10 protein-coding genes are annotated in these 18,386 nt (G+C 33.5%); 2 read left to right on the top strand and 8 right to left on the bottom strand.

From position 1 onward, the window contains the following. The first annotated feature begins 248 nt into the window (after nucleotides 1-248). Both U5A88_RS14745 and U5A88_RS14740 read left to right on the top strand, forming a co-directional pair. Nucleotides 249-3,272 (top strand): tetratricopeptide repeat protein, encoded by a 3,024-nt coding sequence (locus tag U5A88_RS14745; protein ID WP_354207705.1) that lies wholly within the window; start codon nucleotides 249-251, stop codon nucleotides 3,270-3,272. A gap of 24 nt (nucleotides 3,273-3,296) precedes the next feature. After that, a complete protein-coding gene (locus U5A88_RS14740) occupies nucleotides 3,297-5,033 on the top strand; it encodes a TonB-dependent receptor (RefSeq protein ID WP_354207703.1) in 1,737 nt (578 codons plus the stop codon). A 150-nt stretch (nucleotides 5,034-5,183) separates the two neighbouring features. Here the strand turns inward: U5A88_RS14740 and U5A88_RS14735 are convergent, their stop codons facing one another. From U5A88_RS14735 to pbpC, 8 genes are all read right to left on the bottom strand, one after another. Beyond that, nucleotides 5,184-7,658, bottom strand: a complete 2,475-nt coding sequence (locus U5A88_RS14735; RefSeq protein ID WP_354207701.1) for a TonB-dependent receptor plug domain-containing protein — start codon at nucleotides 7,656-7,658, stop codon at nucleotides 5,184-5,186. 4 nt (nucleotides 7,659-7,662) lie between these two features. Further along, the gene (locus U5A88_RS14730; protein ID WP_354207699.1) at nucleotides 7,663-10,110 is read right to left on the bottom strand and encodes a TonB-dependent receptor; all 2,448 of its coding nucleotides are present in this window, start codon (nucleotides 10,108-10,110) and stop codon (nucleotides 7,663-7,665) included. Nucleotides 10,111-10,182: 72 nt separating this feature from the next. Further along, nucleotides 10,183-10,896, bottom strand: coding sequence for a DNA repair protein RecO (gene recO, locus U5A88_RS14725; RefSeq protein ID WP_354207697.1), 714 nt, complete (start codon nucleotides 10,894-10,896; stop codon nucleotides 10,183-10,185). A gap of 1 nt (nucleotide 10,897) precedes the next feature. Continuing rightward, nucleotides 10,898-13,234 (bottom strand): type IX secretion system anionic LPS delivery protein PorZ, encoded by a 2,337-nt coding sequence (gene porZ, locus U5A88_RS14720; RefSeq protein ID WP_354207695.1) that lies wholly within the window; start codon nucleotides 13,232-13,234, stop codon nucleotides 10,898-10,900. A 172-nt stretch (nucleotides 13,235-13,406) separates the two neighbouring features. After that, nucleotides 13,407-13,667 (bottom strand): hypothetical protein, encoded by a 261-nt coding sequence (locus tag U5A88_RS14715; protein ID WP_354207694.1) that lies wholly within the window; start codon nucleotides 13,665-13,667, stop codon nucleotides 13,407-13,409. A 171-nt stretch (nucleotides 13,668-13,838) separates the two neighbouring features. Then, nucleotides 13,839-15,173 (bottom strand): sensor histidine kinase, encoded by a 1,335-nt coding sequence (locus U5A88_RS14710; RefSeq protein WP_354207692.1) that lies wholly within the window; start codon nucleotides 15,171-15,173, stop codon nucleotides 13,839-13,841. Nucleotides 15,174-15,227: 54 nt separating this feature from the next. After that, nucleotides 15,228-15,959 (bottom strand): LytR/AlgR family response regulator transcription factor, encoded by a 732-nt coding sequence (locus U5A88_RS14705; RefSeq protein ID WP_354207690.1) that lies wholly within the window; start codon nucleotides 15,957-15,959, stop codon nucleotides 15,228-15,230. Nucleotides 15,960-16,024: 65 nt separating this feature from the next. Further along, nucleotides 16,025-18,376 (bottom strand): penicillin-binding protein 1C, encoded by a 2,352-nt coding sequence (gene pbpC, locus U5A88_RS14700; RefSeq protein ID WP_354207689.1) that lies wholly within the window; start codon nucleotides 18,374-18,376, stop codon nucleotides 16,025-16,027. Between the last annotated feature and the right edge of the window lie 10 nt (nucleotides 18,377-18,386).

Raw genomic sequence — 18,386 nt, 5'->3', positions numbered from 1 at the left:
GAATAAAATTGAATGATTGAAGATAGAAATTATAACCTTAAAAATACTTTAATCCCTAAGTAGAGAAATTAAAAACCATTAAATCGCATCTACTTTGGCTCAATATTTGTCTCATGTTAGTAAATTTTAACACATTTAGTTAACAAAATGTTATATTAATTAACAATTATACAATTTAGAATGAATTGCACGTTGTTTAATTTAGAGTGTGTTATTTTTGATTTTAATTTAACAAATTATCTTTTACAATGAAACATCGCCCTAGTTGGTTTTTAGCCTCCCTAATTTTAATTTGTTCTGCAGTTGGTTTTGCTCAAAAAACCGAAATTTATACGCACGATTTAACTGCCTACAATCACGCGGTTGATTTATATAATAACAGAGACTTTGTAGCTGCCAAACATCAATTTAACGCCTTAAAGTCTGACTTTGACGATATTTCAGAATATAAGGCTAACTGTGCCTATTACGAGGCATTCAGTGCTATACAAATTGGCGATAGAGAAGGTGATAAAATGATGCAAAGTTTTGTGGAGCGATATCCTACAAGTACCAAACAAAACACCGCCTTTTTAGAAGTAGGCGATTATTATTTTAAAAATGCCAATTATCCTTATGCCCTCAAATGGTACAAACGTGTGGAGACGCGAAATCTATCCATAAAACAAGAAGAAGATTTTAATTTTAAATACGGCTACGGCTTATTTGCTGTAAGAAGTTATGAGCAGGCCAAAGGTATTTTTCAAAAACTCTTAACATCTCAAGAATATGGCTCACAAGCAAAATATTACTACGGATTTATTGCCTATCAAGATGATGATTATGATAATGCCGATCGTTATTTAGGTGAAGTTGCTGACGATAAAGAATTAGGTGATGATGTGCCTTATTATATGGCAAATATTAAATTTAAAACGGGGCAGTTTCAAGAGGCTATTGATGTGGCAGAACCTTTCCTTGCCAAAGCAGATAGAAACGAACATTCTGAAATTTCAAAAATTATTGGTGAAAGTTATTTTAATTTGAATCAATATGCAGAGGCGATACCTCATCTAAAAAATTATAAAGGTAAACGTCGTAAATGGAACAATACTGATTATTATTTATTAGGTTACGCTTATTATAAACAAAATGACTACGAAAATGCTATTGCCAATTTTAATAAAATAATTGGAGGAAATAATGCGGTATCACAAAATGCGTATTATCATCTGGCAGAATGTTATTTAAAAACGGATCTAAAAACCGAGGCATTGAATGCTTTTAGAAATGCTTCTCAAATGGAATATAGCGAAGACATTAAAAAAGATGCCTGGTTAAATTATGCCAAGTTGAGTTATGAAATCGGTAACCCCTATAAAAGTGTTCCGGATGTGCTACAAGAGTATTTAGACCTTTATCCTAAATCCTCTGCCAAGGATGAAATTGGCGAACTGTTAATCAGTGCTTACATTACATCTAAAGATTATGAAGGTGCATTAAAAGCCTTAAAAGGTAAAAACGAAGCTCATCACAAGGATCTGTATCAAAAAGTGGCATTGTTTAGAGGGATTCAACTGTTCAATGAAGGTGATTATGAAGATGCTGTTGAACATTTTAATATTGCGGTTGATAATCCTAGAGAAAGTTCAATTACCGCTCGTGCCATTTTTTGGAAAGCTGAAGCCGATTACTTATCTAATAATTATCAAGAGGCGTTAACTGGATTTCAACAGTTTAAAAACATGAATGCATCTGGATTGGCAGAAAATAAATTTATTGATTATAATATTGCTTACTCCTATTTTAAGTTAAAAGATTATAACCGTGCTGGTGATGAGTTTCAATCATTTATCAATAGCACTCCAGGTGATGAAAATAAACTGAATGACGCTTATTTACGTTTGGGTGATGCATTTTACGTTTCTAGTAATTATAATAAAGCCATAACGGCTTATAATAACGTAATTAATAATAAAGGGATTGATAGAGACTATGCACACTTTCAACGTGCGATGAGCTATGGTTTTATCCGAAGAAACAGCTCAAAAATTGATGATTTCAATACTTTTCTGAAGACTTATCCGAAATCTACTTTGCGTGATGATGCCTATTACGAATTGGGTAATTCTTACATAATCGCTGAAAATAACGATGATGCTTTAGCTGCCTACAATAGTTTATTAAGCGAATACAGACGTAGCTCTTATGTGCCAAAAGCTTTGTTAAAACAGGGGCTGATCTACTACAATATTGAAAGAGACAATGAAGCGTTGGATAAGTACAGACGTGTGGTAAAAGAATTTCCCAATACAGACGAGGCTAAACAAGCAGTGGCTAATGCCAGACAGATTTATGTAGATTTGGGTCGTGTTGATGAATATGCCAGTTGGGTCAAAGGATTGGACTTTGTAACAGTTACAGATTCTGAACTTGAGAGTGATATGTACGAATCTGCTGAAAAACAATATCTGTTGAACAACCGTAAAAAAGCGATTTCTGCTTTTAGAAGCTACTTGAAAGACTTCCCGAATGGAGCACACGCCTTACAAGCTAATTTCTATTTGGCTGAAGCTTTGTTTAACGAAAAACAACAGTCAGCTTCCATTACACACTACAATTACGTAACTGATCAAGAACGTAACGAATTTACTGAACAAGCATTGTCTAGATTGTCTCAAGCCTATTTAGAAGCCAATAATTGGTCAAAAGCAATGCCTGTTTTAGAACGATTGGAAGAACAAGCAGATTTCCCACAGAACATTACGTTCGCTCAGAGTAATTTGATGAAAGGCCATTACGAACTGGAAAACTACGATGCTGCCGTTGCTTATGCTGAAAAGGTATTGTTGAGGCCTAAACTAGAAAACAGAGTAAAATCTGATGCTAAAATAATAATTGCTCGTTCGGCTTTTAAAACTGGTGATGAACGTAAAGCTAAAGATGCTTATGAAGAGGTTGGCAAAATTGCAAAAGGAGAATTAAAAGCAGAGTCGTTGTATTACGACGCTTATTTTAAACATCAAGAAGGAAGTTATAAAGTATCCAACACAATTGTTCAAAAATTAGTAGCAGATTATTCCGCATATAAATATTTCGGAGCCAAAGGCTTAATTGTTATGGCAAAAAACTTTTACGAACTGAAAGATGCTTATCAAGCTACTTATATTTTAGAAAGTGTAATTAAAAACTTTGCGGATTATAAAGATGTTACTGATGAGGCCAAAACTGAACTTACAAAAATTAAAAGGAAAGAAGCAGAAACTAACGAATCTGTAAATCCCAATAATTAATTGAGAAAAAAGATCTAGTAAAACATGAAAAAATACATTTCAATATTGACAATACTTTTGGTAACAACCCCGATAGCCATCGGGGCCCAAGAACGAAAAAAAGATACCATCGGTACAGAAGTTATTAATGTAGTAAAATCATATACTCCAACGGTTTCAGATGCTTTTAAAATAAAATCATCTCCAGAAATTGATACCAACGATATTAATATTAAAAAACCCATTAGCTACAGTATTTTTTCCATTCCCGTAGCATCAACATTTACACCCAATAAAGGAAAGGCAAAAGTGTTAAAAGTAAACCCTAGTCCACAGGTATATGACAATTATATTTCTGCTGGGTTTGGAAATTTTTCCACACCTGGTGTTGAATTATTCATTCATGGTAATAGTAACAGATACAATAATTTTGGAGCGTTTTTTAACTTTATTTCTTCTAAAGGCGGCATTAACAATGTTGTGTTAGATGATGACTATTTTGATACACGTTTAGACCTTTTTTACAAACAAGAAGAACGCGATTTTAATTGGCAATTGAATGCAGGTGCAAGAATGCAAAAGTACAATTGGTATGGTTTGCCTGAACAAATTGTTTTTAATCAAACTGTTATTGATGCCATAGATGAGCAGCAAAAATATACTGAAATTTATGTTGGCGGTAAAATGGATTATAAGGATTCTTTTTTTCAAGGAGGTACGGTAGAATCCAATCGTTTTACGGATGATGCTGGTAGTGCTGAAATTCACTTTTTGGCTAAACCAAAAATAGAATTCCCAATAGCTTCTGAATACATAAATGCCGATGTGCGATTGGAGTTTTTAAGAGGTAAATTTCTTAGAAATTATGAAGACACTGACGAATTAAAATACTCCTTTTTTAATATCGGTTTTAATCCTAGTTTAGAAATTTTACGTAATAACCTTACGGTGAACTTAGGAGTTAAATTATTGTACAGCTCAGGTTCAGGTAGTGGTAACGAAAACCAAGGGTATTATTATCCTAATGTAACGGCCTCTTACAAGCTTATAGATGAAGTTTTGACACTTTATGGTGGTGTTACTGGAGATTTACATCAAAACACCTTTAAAGGCTTTGCAGATGAAAACCCGTTTGTATCGCCTACGCTAACTATGAAACGTATAGATGAACAATACAATGGATTTTTTGGTTTAAAAGGAAAATTGGCTTCAAATATTGGCTATAACTTTAAAGCCTCATATAGCAATGAACGTGATAAACCTTTATATAAACTAAATGCTTCTAAAACTAGTGGAACTACAATTGATTTATTAGGAGCCGGTTATGAAGCTGGTAACTCCTTTGGGGTTGTGTATGACACCATTAAAACCATTAGCGGTTTTGCAGAAGTAACTATAGATTTTTCCAAGCAGTTAAAATTAGGTGGTAATGCGGAGTTTAACCAATACGATACCAAGAACGAGGCCAAAGCATGGAACTTACCTGCTTTAAAGGTTAGTGCCTTTGCTGATTATAATAATGAAAATTGGTTTGCAGGTGCCAATATATTTTATGTAGGTAGCCGTAAAGATGAAATATCCACACCTATTAACCCAGCGGTTGTGGTTACTGTTGGCGATTATGTGGATTTGAATCTTAACGGAGGCTATAAATTCGGCGAGAAATTGACCGTATTTGCTAAGGTTAATAATTTATTGAGTAGCGATTATCAAAAATATACCAATTACTATGTACAGGGATTACAGGTTTTTGGTGGATTAACATATAAGTTCGATTTTTGAAAAAAATCGAATCCTGAACTTGTTTCAGGATCTTATTAACGTTTGTTCCAAAGTTAAAAAGAACAGATTTAAAAGTATTACCCATTATTAGTAGCGTTAAGTTTTCCCCAATTCCCTTTTTTACTTAATGCTACTTGTTTTGGGTTTTTATTATTCAACATTAACAAACATTTCTGCTTTTAAAATTTGTCCTTCTGCCGTAATTCCTTGAATATCAATCCTGTAAGTAGTTTCAAAATCAGCAGTATAAAAAGTCACTTTTACTTTACCTCTTTCATAAATTTTGAGAATAGGATTCCAATATATAGTTGACCGATAATCAAATTCAAGGCCTTCACCTTTTTTAGTTTTATAAACTGGCTCGTAAAACTTTCTAGCTTGGCTATAGCCTGGATGAATAAAATTAATTATACCTTTTCTTTTTTTACTTTTTAACCTTTTATCCTCTGAACCATCTCTGGTATATATTGCAATGACACCATGTGCTGCTTCAGGACCATAAATTGTAGCTTTTGTACCTCTTAAAACATCGACAAACAAAACTTCCGTTGTTGGAATCATCATTATTGCTCCAGCATCAACAGGTATTCCATCTAATAAATGCAGCGGGAGTCCTCCCGTTCTAGTAGAATATGCCACGATTCCGTTGATAGTTCTTCCATCGCCCGATTCTTCCATATATTTTGTAGAAAAACCAGCAATTCTACCCTCTAAATTTTGTAATATGTTTCCCGATAGTAGATTGCCTAATTCTGCAAAATCTACACGTTGTGATGGTTCTCTATATAGCTGTTTATTTTTTATATACGTATCGTATTTTTTCAATCCTACGTCGGCCTTCAAAGCAACTTCATCTAGTTTTATTCTATCGTTCTCTTTATCAAAGGCCGCGTTTGATTTAACTAAATGATTTTTTAGCTTGACGAAATGTTGATTGCTGTTGTTTTTAGAATTGGACTTCTTTGAATTAATATTGTTGATTACAACAGCTGAAGAAAAAGTATCTAGTTCTATAAAATAATTGGTTTTCAAGTTTTTTAATACATTTTTTGAAGTTGTCTTTTTAGGCTTAAGGCTTTGTGCTTGAATAACAATTGAAGTGCTATCGGTAATATCATAATCACCAAACTCAAAATAACCATTGGTGTCGGATAACATATTTTTCATATGAAACCCACCCTTATTTCTAATCATAAGTGATACCGTTGCTGATTCTGCCTTATTACGATTTGAATATTTTTTTACTTTACCTTTGAAACTAAACCCTTGTTCAATAGGATATTTTGTGCTTTGTTCGTTACCATCTAGAACATCATTCCCAATAAACTGCCGCCAACCTTGTGTCATCATTAAAATATCTAAATGCTCTTTTCTTTTCGGATGGTCTGAATAAAAATAATATCCCGGTTGTTCAATTGCTCCTTTTAGTTCTGAATTTAGTAATAATTGTGATTTTATGTCTAGGTCATACTTATTAGGTTTTACCGTTGACGAGTCGGTAACAGCTATTGACAAATTAGATTTAATAATAGTATCCAAAGAAACTTCTAATTCAACTAATTCTCTTAAACCATATGCTTTCTGTGAGGGTGTAATTCTTAACTGAGCTTCTCTTTCTTGTATTTCAAAAAATGCCAATCGCTCTAAAATTGGTTTATTATTGTTCAATAATGTAAATTGAACAATCCCTTCTTTTAAAATACTTTTAGGTACTTTAACAACCGCTTGCTTCTCTTTACTTTCTATTTTTGAATTGAACACTACACCATTCCGCTGTGTCCCTAAAAGGGTAAAGTTCTGAAGCTCATTGTCTAATGAAGATTTTAAATTAATTACATAATCATCTTCACGTTCTACTACTTTTATAATTACTCCTGTTGGTGTAGATTTTGGTAAATCATAAACTAATTCCTCTTGGTTATATCTTATTTTAGCTTTGTAATTTAGACCCTTTTTAGGTATAAAATGAAAAGCACCCATGCCTAAATGCGAGCTTTCAAAATTTGAGATTCTGTTACCTAAGTTATCAATTAAAGTTCCTTTGATATCAATACCATTTCCATTGCTGTCAATTGCTTTAAAACCTATTTGATTCAGAAAATCATTAACTAAGTAACCGCCTTCTGGGAAAAACTGGACATCTGGCTTAGAAGCTGTCTCAACAATAACTTCAGAAGTCTCTGATGTTAAAGATTTGATAAAAATACTCTTTCTGAAAAAATAAGCCTGATCAAAATTCCGCATATAATTGGTATATGCCCTTATGGTGTAAGCACCCTTTTCTAGCTTTGTTGAAAGCTTAAAGTCCCCATAACCTCCACTATCTACAATTTTTATCGTTTTTCTTGCTAAAATGGAATCGTTAGGAGCAATCAATTCAACATAAACAACTTTGCTTAATGCTTCCGAACTATGCGTATTACCATTTACTAAATAGGCTTTGAACCAAACATCTTCTCCTGCATAATATTCAGATTTATCTATATGGAGGTAAATTTTTTCTTTGGTCGTATTTATAGTTTTAGTCTGTGAATAGGAGCATAAAATAACGTATGAGAAAAATAACAAAAAGCTAAACAGTTTTTGTTTTGTCAAGCCGATTTTAATGGGTATAATTTTTTTCACTTAATTAAAAATTTCCTAACAAGGTAAAAGAAAAATTTCGTCCAGGTGCACTGATCCCAGAGGCAAATTCTCTATAATGGATATCAAAAATGTTATCTATATTTACTAAAGCATCTATATTCTTAGTCAGTTTGTATTTTGAATTAAAATTCAACGTTGTCCATGAAGGTGTACCGTAATGAGTATCGGTTTCTGTAAGATAAGGTGTGTCTTCATAACGATCAATGCCCTCGGTAATATTATAATCTTCAGGTCTTTTTCTGCCATTAAATTTTATATCCAGTCCTAAGCTCAATCTGCCCTTTTCATGCATAAACTCAACCAATCCGAATAAAGGTGGTATGGAAGATAATGGCTCATCGGTATCATAGGCTTTTCCTTTGGTATAAGTTATGGAAGCTCTTGTGCTCAAATGATTGCTAAGCTGACCTTTTACATCTAAAGTACCACCAAAAATATAGGCATTTTTTTTATTTACATTGGCAACAATATTGGCTTCTTCACCATCGTACATCATGGTGGTTTTTCCATTTAAGTTAAAGGCTTCTCTAGTAATATAATTGTCTAATAAAGTATAATAAACTGTTGTTCCAATGTAGAATTTTTTTTCGTTAAAATGTTTTAAAACACCTAGTTCTGCATTATAGGCGTATTCTGGTCCTAAATCGATATTGGGAACCGTTACATTTCCGCTTTTTTCTCGTACTTTTCCTAAATCATCCAAATTGGGAGATCTAAACCCTGTTGAGATTACGCTATTCAATTGCCAACTTTCAGTTGGTTTAAAAACATAGCCTAAAGTAGCTGAAACTGAAGCATTATTTACGGTAATATCATTATCTGGTAGCGTAAAAAAAGTTTCATCTATCCATTTGGCAGTTAAATGTGCATTTGTAAAACGAATACCAGAGTTTAAGGTTGATTTTTTACTAATATCTTGACGGTAATTTACATACGCGGCACTTGTGGTATAGGTACTGCCACCGTCTGCATATCTAGACTGCACGGCGAAAGTATCAGAAAATCCCATTATTTGATTGCCGCTAACTTCTAATGTTCTCCCTTCGGGATTGGATGAAACATTGTTATGCGTAAGTTCTGCTCCGTAGGATAAAATTCTATCTTTAGCTTTAGTTAATGGTACAGAAAAATCAGCATTTATACTTAAAACATCTACATTTTCTTTTCTTATCGTTCGGTCTAAACTTCCAAATTTTCTGTTAACCCTAGATTCTTTTATGTTTTGATACGCTAAGGTTATGCTTCCATTGTCAACCCAAGATTTTTCTGGGTTAATTTCTAATTGAGCAGATGCTAAAAAACGTTGTTGTGGTCCGTAATACCACTCTGCAAAACGCAACTCACCATCTCTAGTTTCTGTTAACCGATCAAAACGTGGTATATCAGAAGATGTGCTGTACTGAAAATTAATGTTCAAGTCGGTTTTTTCGGAAAGCGGCACAAAGAATTTTTGCAATATATCGGTTTGATCGTAGCCCGTATTCTTTTGCAAATTGGGGTTGGAATTTACAACTGGATTTTCGTTGTAATAATCGTCCGTATTATTGGAATATTCAAAGACCTTTCCCCAATCTTCAAAATTGTGATTACGGTTTTTGCCCATACGCAGATCGCCAAAATTACTACGTGAAACACTTGTAAACGTTGCAAATTTTTCAAAGGAAAGTTCCACACCACCTTGTGCGGTTACTTCGCGGTTTACCGTACTGTACCGCGTTAAAAAATTAGCATCAAAGTCCGTTTCTTCACTGGTTTTCGGTTTTCTGGTATAGTAATGGATTACACCTCCCAAAGCATCGGAACCGTAAATAACTGAAGATGGCCCAAAAATGACTTCGACCCTATCCAACATATTTGGCGAAACTGTTATCGAATTTTGCAAATGACCTTTTCTATAAATTGCATTGTTCATCCGAACGCCATCTACCACCAATAATACCCGATTGGCTTCCATGCCCCGCAACACAGGGCTTCCGCCACCAAATTGCGATTTCTGCACTTTTATGCCAGGCATTTCGGCCAGCATATCTGCGGAAGTTTGCGGTGCGACACGTTGAATATCCTTAATGGAAAATACATCAATCTGCTCGGCAATTCGCTTTCGCGATTCTATACTTTTGGATGTGGACAGAAAAACCTCTTCCAAATGATGCGAAGTACTTCTTAAAAAAATGGTGTCAGTAGTAATTTGCCTTTTTAACACTTCGTACTCGATATAGGTAACATGTTTAAAGGACAGAATATCGTTGTACTTAAATTTGGATATATCTACTTTACCATTTTTTCCGGAGACAACGCTCTTAGTCTTATCCTCGTTAAAAACTGCGACATTGGCAATAGGAAACTTGCTTTCATCATCTAAAATAGTTATAGTTTGGGCAATTGATGAGAAACTTACAAAGGTTAAAATAAGTATTAAAACACGCTTCATCTTCATTGGTTTTTGCAATCCTTGGCGTTTTTTTTGGATTAAGTTTTGGTTGGTTAAAAATGTTAAATCGACTTAGTTAAACACAGCTTTTAAAACTTCCAACGACTTGGGTTTTTTAAATCCGGGCAAATGTAATTCAAAATATTGGATTACAATTTCCAACAAATCCCGTCGGTTCGTTTTGTTCAATTTTAACGCATTCAATCTATCAAAATTTGTGCCGAGCAGGGTTTTAAAGCCATCTAAATTTATACCGGAAACGTATAGGTTTGACAGGATGTGATTGGAAAATTTTCCTTCAATAAGATCAAAATACAAAAAATTATCACCTTTTTCAGGATAAAACCCTAAATATTTGGTTAAATTCATCAGGAAAACCAAGTGGAAATTAGGTGTTTCGTTATGATTGTCCAACCATTGAAAAGCGGTTTCTAAATAGCTAAACAATTGCTCATTCTCTTCTTCCTCCTTTAATGCATGTGATAGTATTTCCGATAAAAATACCATCATTGTCTGTTTAACAACATTTTTGTGTACCGTAGTATATGGTGTACTGATCTTGGCCTCCTTAATAAAATGTAACGACCTGTTATTATTATAATTAGCTGTAATTTCTAATTGAGTAAGCGGTTGAAAAAAAGCTGGAGAAAGTTTTCCCTTTGTGGCTTTAAAAATCCGTTTAATTAAATAGGAACGCAAGCCTTGCTCTGTGTAACATTTTACAATAAGGTCGTAATCGCCATATTTAATAGCGTTCAGTACAATAGCTTTGCTTGTAATTAGCATTTTAGTTGATTATGGCTATTTTGGTAATTGCAGTCTCTGACCTATCGGGAATTGTCAACAACACAACATAAACCCCAGAAGCTACTTTTCTGCCAGCTAAATTGGTTTTATTCCAAATTACCTTTCCGCCTTTCAGTTCTTGACCTTCTACAACATTGGTTTCATGTACTAGCCGCCCAGAAGCGTCTAAAATTTTTACGTTAGTACCCCGTGGCAAGTGCTTGCCATTTCTACCATCTATAGTTACAAAGGAATGTTCTTTTTTTACAGGATTTGGATAGGCGTAAACCTCGCCCAATTCATCCCCAAAAGGGGCAACATTATTATTAAAAGCAACAATACCTTTGTCCGTTGCAAAAAATACTTTACCATTGCTGTTATCAACTTTAATCTTTATAATCTTATTGGATGGCAAAGGAGAATTTGTTTTGTTAAAATTAAATAATGTTTCCTGCCCAGAAGGATTCGTGGCTAATACGCCACCAGTCTCTGAACCAAACCATTTATTATCAGCTCCATCTATGGCAATAGAGCTTACTGGCTGGTCACCCAACAATTTTTTCGCAATTCCATCATCGTTAATAATTACAGGGGAAGCATCGTAAATGGCATCATCAAAAATGCCTCCAGCATTAGAAAACACTACCAATCCTTTTTTAGTACCGATCCAAATTCTATTATTTCTGTCAACGGCCAACGTCCTTACATTAGGGTCTGGCAGAGATCCTTTTGTAGTTTCAGTTACCAAGGCTCTTTTTCTATCTCCACTTTCATTGTAGATGTATACACCGTTCCTTCTAGTGCCAATCCAAACACTTCCTGTTCTGTCAATAACCAATTCTGTCAAACCCAAAGCATTATTGGTCTGCAAAGAACTCAAATCAAATTCACTCCATGATCCATTAGAGCTTAGTTTTTTCAGCTTTTTATTGACCCATGAATTGCTTATCCAAAAATTGCCCCTGTTATCAAAAGCTGAACCATTAATTCTGACACTGTTATAATTGGGGTCATTTGGGGCTAAATCTTCTAAGCCACTATTGGTATGGTTCCAAAAAGTAGTAACCTCATCATTTTCAATTATTAACATACCTCCTGAAGCATTAGGGTTATTAGTATCGTTTTGCCCAAACGAGCTTATATAAGCTTTTTCTGGATTGTCAGGATCTAGGGTTATATGCACTAAGTCTCTTACAGGGTTTATGTCTGTATAGGGTATGTTTATCCAATCCGTACCATTAAAATGGCTAACCGCTCGTTCACTTTGTAAAGGTGTAAAAGCAGCATCATAACCACCATAAACTACCCAAATATGATTATTTTCTGTAGTTATAGAAAATATATCATTAGAAATAGGGCCTTCCGGATGTATTTCAGTATGGCTTTGTGGATTTGAAAAGCTTCTTTGTAAAATTCCGAATTCTGTAGTACCTAAATAAATTGTATTACTTTCCGCATAAGCAGATTGTAAAAAATAATCATACTCTTGAGTAGTGGTAGTAATTACTTGTTGAGATAAGTTATTATTATAAATATATGCTGATTTTTGAGTAGTTGCTGTAAGGTAATTTTCTGATACTTTCAATTGCAAAATATTATCGGCCAAAAAATTGATAAATTGTAAACTATTACCGTTTATAGTGTAGAGTCCACTGAATTTTGAGGTAAAAAGTTGGTCATTAAAAACAGTTAGGGTTTTAAAATCACCTATAAAATCACCTTGTGGTTGTTGCCAATTGTTAAAATCAATTAAACCTGTGCTATTAACATCAGCAGTATAAATACCGTTTCCCGTGGCGGCATATATAATATCGTTAAAAATAGTTATTTGATTAATGTTTACGGTTGAAGAATTATTGCCGATGAAATAGGTGTCTCTATATTCCAGCTTTTCAATGTCGTAAACAACAATTGCAAACGGGGTAGAAAAATAAAGTTTATTATCGTGTTCAGTTATGTGTTTAATAGCCTTTTCTCCGGTAATACTCAACCGTTGAATGTCCGTGGCCAATGTGATTTTTCCTTTTTCATCTACAATTTCTAATAACCCATTTTGATAACCTATAACCAGTTTTTTATGTTTATCGCTAAAATAGATGCTTGAAGTGGTTTCTCCTGACAATCCATGTATCGAAGATAGTTTTTCAGTTTCTTGACTGATTTCATCATAAATAAAAACGGCATTATCAGTAACTGCATAAATTTTTGATTCGACTTTAATAAAATCTTTTACGTTATTATAGGAATAAAAATCTTCCCAGCTGGGGCTAAAGTCAGTTTGTGACCAACTTAATAGGCTCAATAACATTATTATCAAGAAAAATAATCTCTTTATCATTAAAAATAGATTTCTGTCAAATATATTCAATAATAACTAAAGCAAATACAAATTTTAGGAAGTAAAATTTTAAAAATGAGCATAAAAAAACCTCAAAATAGATAGCAATTTTTGAGGTTTAAGGAAATAACTCTAATTTATTCCTTTTCATAGTAATTTTCCCGAATTCGAATTAGTAATTTTCATTTTTTATTGAGTCAATTGCAATTGTTTCCGTTTTTTTATATAACCAATCTATTCCAGATTTTACAAAAACCACACTTTGAACAATTTCTTCTTGGTTATATTTAATTCTTACCGTTCGTACATATCGAGTTTCATTTTCATTCTGTAGAGAAATTCCTTTGCCTACAAATTCTAAAAACTCACCATTAGTTTCGATTTTTTGCAACACATCAACATCTGATGGTTTAGAAAATGATGTAATTGACATTTGGGTTACTTCGATGGTAAAAACACTACTCAAAGTTACATTTTGTTTTTGTTGAGTTGAATTAAAATAAATAATTGTCCAGAAAAGTTTAATAAATGGTAGAGTTTTGCCAATAAATGGTATTTAAACTTAGAGCAAATCATAAAAAAACTCCTGGAAATAGGTATTTTATTAGAGTATCTTTTTGGGAAATTTTATGGTAACCTTAGTACCCGTTTCCTTAAAATCAGAAATGTCTTCAATAATTACATATACTTTTTGATTTTCGTGCAATAGTTTAATTCTATCTTCAGATGCCTTTAATCCAAAAGGCTTTCTGTCTGACTTATATTTAGCTGCTTTAGCTTCGGATTCTTTAATGCCCACACCATTATCAATAATCTCGCAACGTATATTGTCTTCTTCATCATAAATGGAAAGGCTAATTTTTTTATAGTCTTTTTTGTTGTTAAATCCATGCCAAATAGCATTTTCAATATAGGGTTGCATAAATAAAGGAGGGACTTGAATTTCTCTTAAGTTTATACTTTCATCTATAGTTACAATATAGTCAAAACCATCTGTCATACGCATTTGTTCCAATTTTATATATAATCCCAAAGTACCTAGGTCATCTTCTAATGAGATAGTCAAGTTGGCGGAATTTTTTAACACTTCTCTAATTAACCTAGAAAATTTTGTTATATAATCAGAAGCTTTTTCTTTATCGTGTTGCAGCACGAAATTGTTAATAGAGTTTAAGGAATTATATAAAAAATGAGGGTCCATCTGTGTTTGTAGTACCGTCATTTTTAAATCAGCCATTTCTTTGGTTTTTGAAGCCAATTCCAATTCAGCCTTAATTTTATTTTGCTCGAATAACTTTAACTTATTCCCTAATAAAAAAGCAGTCATAATAATTTCTACTATTGCTCCAACATACATTAAAAACTTTGGTTGAATTCCCATACTTTCTAAATAGTTTTCCTCTAAAACTTGTTTTAGTAAGTAACTCGTAAATGCAAGTAATAAATACGATAAGGATCCAATAATAAAAAACGTAACATGTTTACCCTCAATTTTGGTAAGCACTATGTAGGTAAGTATAGTAAATACGGCAATAATTGGCATTAAAAATATAAAGAGCTTTTCTTGGTAGCTGTACCCTAATAAGATTTGAATGGCTATAAAAACAAAAGCAAAAACGAAAATAAATCGCATGGACAATACAAGAAGTTGATCCCACTCAGGAATTTTTTTCTTTGTTTCAAGTACATCTCTACTAAATGCTATATAAGCGGCAAGACCAAAAAATAACAGTGAAAAGTTAATGTATTCATATGAGGACTCTAAAAGTCCGTGGCTAATGTTTTTTAAGAAATATAAAAAAAAGCAATATAAAAATAGGCTGTAATAAAGATACTGACTTCTTTTATTGAAAAAGTATAGTATTAAGCTATACGTCGCTACAAATAATAATGCTCCTCTTATCCAAGCGTATATTTCAGAGCTAAAGTCTAATAGCATAAAAGAATTGTTTATTAAATGTCACATACAAAGTTTGAATTATTGTAAAAAAATTTAAAAAAATCTTTCTAATAATTCGTTTTTCTTGTTTCTGCTGACAGAAGCTTCTAAATCGTTAATTAGCGTTAAAATATCTCCGTTTTTTTTAGAAAATTCTTTTACGTGATTCATGTTTACTAAATATGAAGCATGTACCCTGAAAAACTCAGGATAGTTAAATTTTTTTTCAACTTCTTTCAACGTTTTAGTGACCAATAATGTTCTTTTGTCTTTTAAATGAACTGTTGTATAACTTTTATCAGCTCTTAACATTACAATATCATCTCTTTCAAATAATGAAATTTTTCCATCAGCTGCAATACTGATTTTATCGTTTACACCTCCCAAATTTTTAAATAGAGATTGTATTTTATCTTCTATTACATTTTCTTTTCTAGAAGCTTTTACTTTTTTAACGGCAGTAATCAGTTCATCTTTATCTACAGGCTTTAAAAGGTAATCAATTGCAGAGACTTTAATAGCTTTTAAAGCAAATTCGTCATGGGCAGTAGTAAAAATAAGATCAAAATTAGTGTAGGATAATTCTTGTAAGAGTGAAAACCCGTCCATCTTTGGCATTTCAATATCTAAAAAAACCAAATCGGGTTTTTCTTTTTCAATTGTGTTTATGGCTTCCTTAGGGTCATTGCACTTGATAATTTCTATCTCATCAATATAACGGTTCAATTTCCATTCTAAAGCCTCAAGTGCATTGATTTCGTCATCAACAAGTACTGTCTTTAACATGGTTAGGGGTTGCATTAGAGTTATTAAGGAGCAAGATACTACATTTTCAGTATTTTACATAGAAGTTAATCTGTAATTTCAATACTTCGTTTAATTTCATTCCCTAATTCGTCAACAACAGTAACTATATGTTTTCCTGATTTAGGATTTAAAGCCAATTCATGAAAAGTATGTGTTGTGCCCATATAATTGGCATCTAAATACCAAAAAACTTTAATATCTGGAATGCTATGTGCCAACCTAAAAACCAACTGATTGGTATTTTCATCAAAATCTTTGGGCAGAAAAACCTTAACGGATTCTTTTGGGTAAATAAAGTCCATTACCGCTTTACCAGCAGACATACACCCTTGGGAAAAGGGAGGCAAATTCTTATAGGAAGGGTTTTTACGCTGATAATAAAAAGCTTCTAAAGGTGGTAAAACAAACCAAGAGGTATGCTTCATTTTATTAATAGGGTAACATGAAGAGTTTACCTGATGTTGCCCGTTCTCGTCCAAATGCACCCATAAATGATAGGGACAAGCCTTGGTTTTTAACCCCGTACGTTGCACAAAAACCGAATCTTTTTGCTCACAGATTTCAGACGCACGATAGCCGCTTTTTGAACAAACAGGAATCTTTTCTAGCTCATCAAACGGTTCTGAAAACCATTTACTTTTCGGTAGTACATCAAATACTTCGAACAAAATGGGTGCCGCAGTTGAAACGCCCACTAACCCTGGTCTTCCTTCACCATCCGCATTGCCTACCCAAACACCGACCACATAATCTTTGGTGGAACCAATGGCCCAAGCATCTCTAAAACCAAAACTGGTACCAGTTTTCCAAGCAATTTCTTTTGAAGAATCAAAAAATTCCCAGTTTTCTTCGCCCTCGGGTCTGTTAACCTCCTTTAAGGATTGGTAGGTCATATAAATCGAGCCTGCATCAAAAATGGTTTTTTCAGTAGAAAATTTTCCGAAATCAACTTCTGTACCTTCCAAAAAAGTAGGGTTTACAAACTCATTAGAATAGTATTTCCCGCCTGTTTCATCATAATGATTGATAGTGGAAGACATTGCTGCATAACTTTTGCACAGATCCCATAAATTACTTTCCGCACCACCTAAAATCAACGATAAGCCATAGTGGTTGGCATTGTATTTAATGTCCGTTAAGCCTAGTTCCTTAACATAATGATGGAACCTGTCCAAACCAAATTGCTGTAACATCCTAACAGCTGGTACGTTTAACGACCTTGACAAAGCCCTGCTTGCAGGGACGGCACCGTCATATTCCAAATTAAAATTTTTGGGATTATAACTTGCTATTTGCGTAGGCACATCGGCCACCAAAGTATTCGGTAAAATTTCACCAGCATCCAACATAGCAGCATATAAAAACGGTTTTAATATACTGCCCGTACTACGTGGTTTATCGATTACATCAACATCTTTTTGATGTTCTGCACCCGTAGGCGAATTGCCAACATACGCTCTAACTTTTCTGGTTTTTACATCTAACACCAATACGCCAATATTATAAATCTGATTTTGTTGCAACGTATTGTAATTGTTCTTTACAATAGTATTTACTCGTTGTTGCAAAGCTTTGTTTACAGATGTTATAATTCTTTTGCCTGTGTGTTCTTTGTTTACCTTTTGTAGTAAATGAGGAGCAATCTGCGGTAGCGGATACGGTTTTTTTGGCAGTTCTTCTTGTATGGCCAATTCGTAGGTCAGTTCGTCAATAATGTGCTCTTCATGGAGTTTTTTTAGCAATCTGTTCCGTTTTTTGAAGAGTTTTTCTTGGTTTTTTCCAGGGTAAATCAAACTTGGTGTATTGGGCAGTACTGCTAAGGTTGCACTTTCTGCCCATGATAAATCATGCGGATTTCTACCAAAATATCGCCAAGATGCAACATCTAACCCCACTACATTCCCTCCAAATGGGGCATTTGCAGCGTAAAAACCTAATATTTCTTCCTTACTGTGGCGAAATTCCAACCGCGTTGCCAAAATAAGTTCTATGAGTTTTTCAAAATAAGTTCTGCCTTTGCCTTTGCGAGATAAACGAATTACCTGCTGTGTAAGTGTACTTCCGCCGCGTTTTATACTTCCTGACTTCATGTTCTGCCAAAAAGCCTTACCGATGGAAATAGGGTTAAACCCAGGATGTTTATAAAAATATGCGTCTTCAAAAGCAATAATGGATTTAGAAAATTTAACGGGAATACTATCAGTATGTGGGAAACGCCATTGTCCATCTTTGGCTATTTGTGCCCCTAATAATTGTCCGTCAGCACTTTCTATTACAGTAGAAGTCGGTTCTGAAAATAGGGTTTTAGGTAGCGAAAAATAATACCAAATCAAAAGTATTGTTATCACAATACTCTTTTTTTTGTGGGTTTTTATTAAGGATATAATTTTGTTCATTATCCATTTT

The organism is Aureibaculum sp. 2308TA14-22, assembly GCF_040538665.1.
GTDB lineage: Bacteria > Bacteroidota > Bacteroidia > Flavobacteriales > Flavobacteriaceae > Aureibaculum.
Note: the sequence above shows the minus strand (reverse complement) of the source record. Positions and strands in the feature narration are given on the sequence as shown.

What these genes read in the sequence shown, in the direction of transcription:
- U5A88_RS14740 (WP_354207703.1), top strand. Translation starts at nt 3,297, where the DNA reads ATGAAAAAATACATTTCAATATTGACAATACTTTTGGTAACAACCCCG.
- U5A88_RS14745 (WP_354207705.1), top strand. Translation starts at nt 249, where the DNA reads ATGAAACATCGCCCTAGTTGGTTTTTAGCCTCCCTAATTTTAATTTGT.
- U5A88_RS14715 (WP_354207694.1), bottom strand. Translation starts at nt 13,667, where the DNA reads ATGTCAATTACATCATTTTCTAAACCATCAGATGTTGATGTGTTGCAA.
- pbpC (WP_354207689.1), bottom strand. Translation starts at nt 18,376, where the DNA reads ATGAACAAAATTATATCCTTAATAAAAACCCACAAAAAAAAGAGTATT.
- porZ (WP_354207695.1), bottom strand. Translation starts at nt 13,234, where the DNA reads ATGATAAAGAGATTATTTTTCTTGATAATAATGTTATTGAGCCTATTA.
- U5A88_RS14705 (WP_354207690.1), bottom strand. Translation starts at nt 15,959, where the DNA reads ATGTTAAAGACAGTACTTGTTGATGACGAAATCAATGCACTTGAGGCT.
- U5A88_RS14710 (WP_354207692.1), bottom strand. Translation starts at nt 15,173, where the DNA reads ATGCTATTAGACTTTAGCTCTGAAATATACGCTTGGATAAGAGGAGCA.
- U5A88_RS14730 (WP_354207699.1), bottom strand. Translation starts at nt 10,110, where the DNA reads ATGAAGCGTGTTTTAATACTTATTTTAACCTTTGTAAGTTTCTCATCA.
- recO (WP_354207697.1), bottom strand. Translation starts at nt 10,896, where the DNA reads ATGCTAATTACAAGCAAAGCTATTGTACTGAACGCTATTAAATATGGC.